The organism is Arthrobacter sp. 2YAF22_2 (genome assembly GCF_052114645.1).
In the GTDB taxonomy this organism is placed as follows: domain Bacteria; phylum Actinomycetota; class Actinomycetes; order Actinomycetales; family Micrococcaceae; genus Arthrobacter.
Genome location: NZ_JBFRFD010000431.1, coordinates 1 through 3,251 on the forward strand (window position 1 = coordinate 1; position 3,251 = coordinate 3,251).

General features: G+C 59.0%; 3 protein-coding genes. All 3 read right to left on the reverse strand.

Going from position 1 to position 3,251, the window contains the following annotated elements; translation table 11 throughout:
- The coding region (locus AB4Y86_RS15350; protein WP_441403057.1) for a hypothetical protein at nt 1-1,452 on the reverse strand (1,452 nt) is incomplete at its 3' end.
- A 286-nt stretch (nt 1,453-1,738) separates the two neighbouring features.
- Entirely contained in the window at nt 1,739-2,176 is a 438-nt protein-coding gene (locus AB4Y86_RS15355) for a GtrA family protein (protein ID WP_441403058.1), read from the reverse strand.
- The gene (locus tag AB4Y86_RS15360) at nt 2,173-3,132 is read right to left on the reverse strand and encodes a glycosyltransferase family 2 protein (protein WP_441403059.1); all 960 of its coding nucleotides are present in this window, start codon (nt 3,130-3,132) and stop codon (nt 2,173-2,175) included. Before AB4Y86_RS15360 ends, AB4Y86_RS15355 begins: the two co-directional genes overlap by 4 nt.
- Nucleotides 3,133-3,251 lie beyond the last annotated feature (119 nt).

Here is a 3,251-nt window from a genome sequence, read left to right on the forward strand (position 1 = left end):
GGCCAGCGTTGCAACCGTCAGGGACGCGAGGAGTAGGAAGAACGGTAGGTACATGTACAGGTACCTGGAGCGTCCTTCGAAAAGGAGCAGGAACATCACCAGGGCAAGAAGCGAGAGGCGCATGACGATTGCCGCTGGCTGTAGCATRGAACGGCCGCGCAAGAGCAACGGGGCAGCGACAAGCAGCAGCGTGACGAACCAGAACGACTGCCAGAACGCCCGAGTGAAGGCGAAGTGGGGACCATCGTAATAGAAGTAGTCCTGCAAGGCTCGGCTGACGGAATCGTCTGCCACGAGTTCGACAGGCTTCCGTGCCATGCCCTCACCCCAGTTGAAGAAGGTGCCGTCGCCCAGGATCGCCTTTCCTTTGACGTTCAAGAAGTCCAGGTAGCCCCACGGCCCCATCGTGGATACGCGGTCCACGTAGACGTCGATGCCATTTTGGAATCGGTCTTGGGCAGAAGCGATCGACTTGGTCTCAGTCACGTCAGGGCCGTTGAAACCGCCGAGTCCGGCCGAGCCCATTTTCAGGAAGTGGGTGACCGGAAACTCCCTGTCATTGTTGTTCAGATCGAAACTCACCGCGTGACTGGCGGCGACTGAGGCCTTGATAGCGGCACTTCCGGCCGCGAAAGCTCCGAAAGTTAAGATCAGGCATATCGCGGATCCTCCCAGGAGTCGCCAGTTCCGCAATGGTGCGCGGCGCGCGAACACCACAGCTACGGCGGCCGCGATGAGTACCAGAACAATCGTTGGCTTGACGTAGAAGCCAATGGCGGCCACCAGACCCATCGCGAACCAGAGACCGTACCTCAGAAGTCGCTTACTTGTCTCTTGGCCGAGCTGGAACAGGTAAAGAAGGAGAATGGGAAAGATCATGCCTAGGGTGTCCGAGTAGGGGACGGCGATCCACGGGCTCAGGGCGATATAAACAGCGCAGGGGAGCAGAGCAAATATTGCCATTCCGATGCCTGCGATCTTCCGCGCGACGACGACTACGAGTAGTACCGCCGCGGTCATGACAACCGCATTCAGAGCGATCGCGGCGAGGTAAAGATCCGTGACCCCAAACTGGTGGAGAACCGAGAGGTACCCCGCCAGCACAAGGGTAAGCATGATGTTGTTCGGGTACATCGAGTAGTAGTCCGGGTCGATCGTCTGCGTTGAACCGGTTGCCAGACCTGCCGCATTACCGAAGATCGTGCCAGCGTCCCAGTCGGGAATGACCCGAACAGCTGAGCCGATAAGGAACTCGACGGTGAAGAAACAGCCAAGAACCAGAACGACGCCAGCGGTTTGGTACCACTTGTTCAGCCCGTCGAACCACACCCCGGCACGAGTGCACAACTTGTACAACGACGGCAGGACAAACAGGATGACAAACGATGCCAGAGACACTGGGCCCAGCGGGAAGCCCCACATGAGGATGACTGGGCTTATCATGCTGCCCAAGAGGAACCAGGCTATGAGGCCGCAAAACATCAGCTGAACCGTTCGCAGCAGCCACGGTTGCGGCAGTCCGCGGGGGGCCGGCCGTATAAAGACCCGTGACCAAAACCAGCGAAGATAGCGGAAATCGGCGACCAAGACCACGACAGCGGCGACTGCGAGCAGACGAAACGCCCCATTAGGTATCACCTCTGGCGCGATGAGCCAGGCTGCAGCACCTAGAGCAGCAGCGATCGCCGGCCGGAGCAGGCCGCGGAGCCCAAGGGACGACGAGTAACGACGACCAGGGCTACTCAACGGAGTCACCCCCGTCGGCGCGGAATACCCACAAACGCATCATCAGGAAAGTGCATAGGGCGACACAACCGGTCGCGAAGAACTGCACTGGTATCTGCGGGAGTCCGAGTCGGCTGACGAAGAGCCAGAGCAACGCAAAATTAACCCCATAGCCCAGCAGATTCGCGACGGCGAACTTTACCAGCGTCGGGAAAATGCTGCCCTGGTGGCCGAAAGTCCATTTCCTGTTTCCTATAAAACTGATGACCATCCCGGTCACGTAGGACACAGTCATTGCCGGTATCGCGGCAACCCCGAGCAGTGACAGGACGACAAAAGCCCCATAGCCGACCAAGTTGTTCGCGACGCCAACAACGATGAACTTCGCCAATTTGTGCTGCGCGAGCCGTCTCGCAAGCGGCACGGCCGTGGTCGTAGCGGTCGTGTTCAATTTTTGGTTCCGCGGGATACCTTGTGGCTGGCATAGACATTCCTGACACCGTAGAGCGGCCTATTTTGGACCTGCTTGTAGATGCGGCCGACGTAGCCGCCAAGGATCCCGAGCATGATGAGTTGCAGGCCGCCCATGAACAACACCGCAATGACAATAAAGGTCCAGCCTTCGATGACGGCTTCGGGGACAAAGAGCTTCATGTAAAGGGCGTAGATTACGCCCAAGAGGCTCAGCCCGGCGGCTGCGAAGCCCATGCGGGAGATGACCGTCAGCGGAAAGGTCGAGAAACCGAGAATGCCGTCGGCAGCGAGCTTAAGCATCTTGCGCAGCGGGTAGCCAGTGACTCCTGCGAAGCGTTCGTCGCGATCGAATTGGACCGCGGTCTGTTTGAAGCCAATGTAGCTGACCATGCCCCGGATGAATCGGTCGTGTTCGCGGAACTTCTTGATTTCTTCTACGACGCGTCGATCGAGCAACCTGAAGTCGCCGGTGTTCGGTGGGATGTCGATCTCTGAGACCTTTTGCAGGACCTTGTAGAAGATCGCTGCCGTCGCTTTCTTGAAAGCGGTGTCTTGCCGCGTGCGGCGCTGGGCGTAGACGACGTCGTAGCCGTCTTCCCACCGCTCGAGCAATTCGCGGCTGACGGCGGGAGGATCCTGCAAGTCGCTGTCCATCACGATCACGGCGTCCCCCGTAGCGGCGTCGAGGCCAGCGGTGACCGCCAACTGGTGTCCGTAGTTGCGGGCGAAATCGATTACTGTTACACGGTCGTCATGTTCCTGGAGATCCAGCAGGAGCGCCAGCGATGCGTCAGCGCTGCCATCATTTACAAACAGGAGTTCGATGTCGTACGGCAAGTCTGCGGTAGCCTCGCAGACTCGCTGATAGAGCAGCGGGATATTCCCGGTCTCGTTGTAGATCGGAAATATGTAGGAAACGCTCGCTCCGCGCACGGAATTGACCCCCGGGGTTCTCTAAGTCGGATTTGGGCGTCGGCCGCCACCCGGTGCAACCATGCCGTTTCAGCGGCGACGTCGGATGTACGAGAGTATTCTACCGCGCCGCCAGGGCG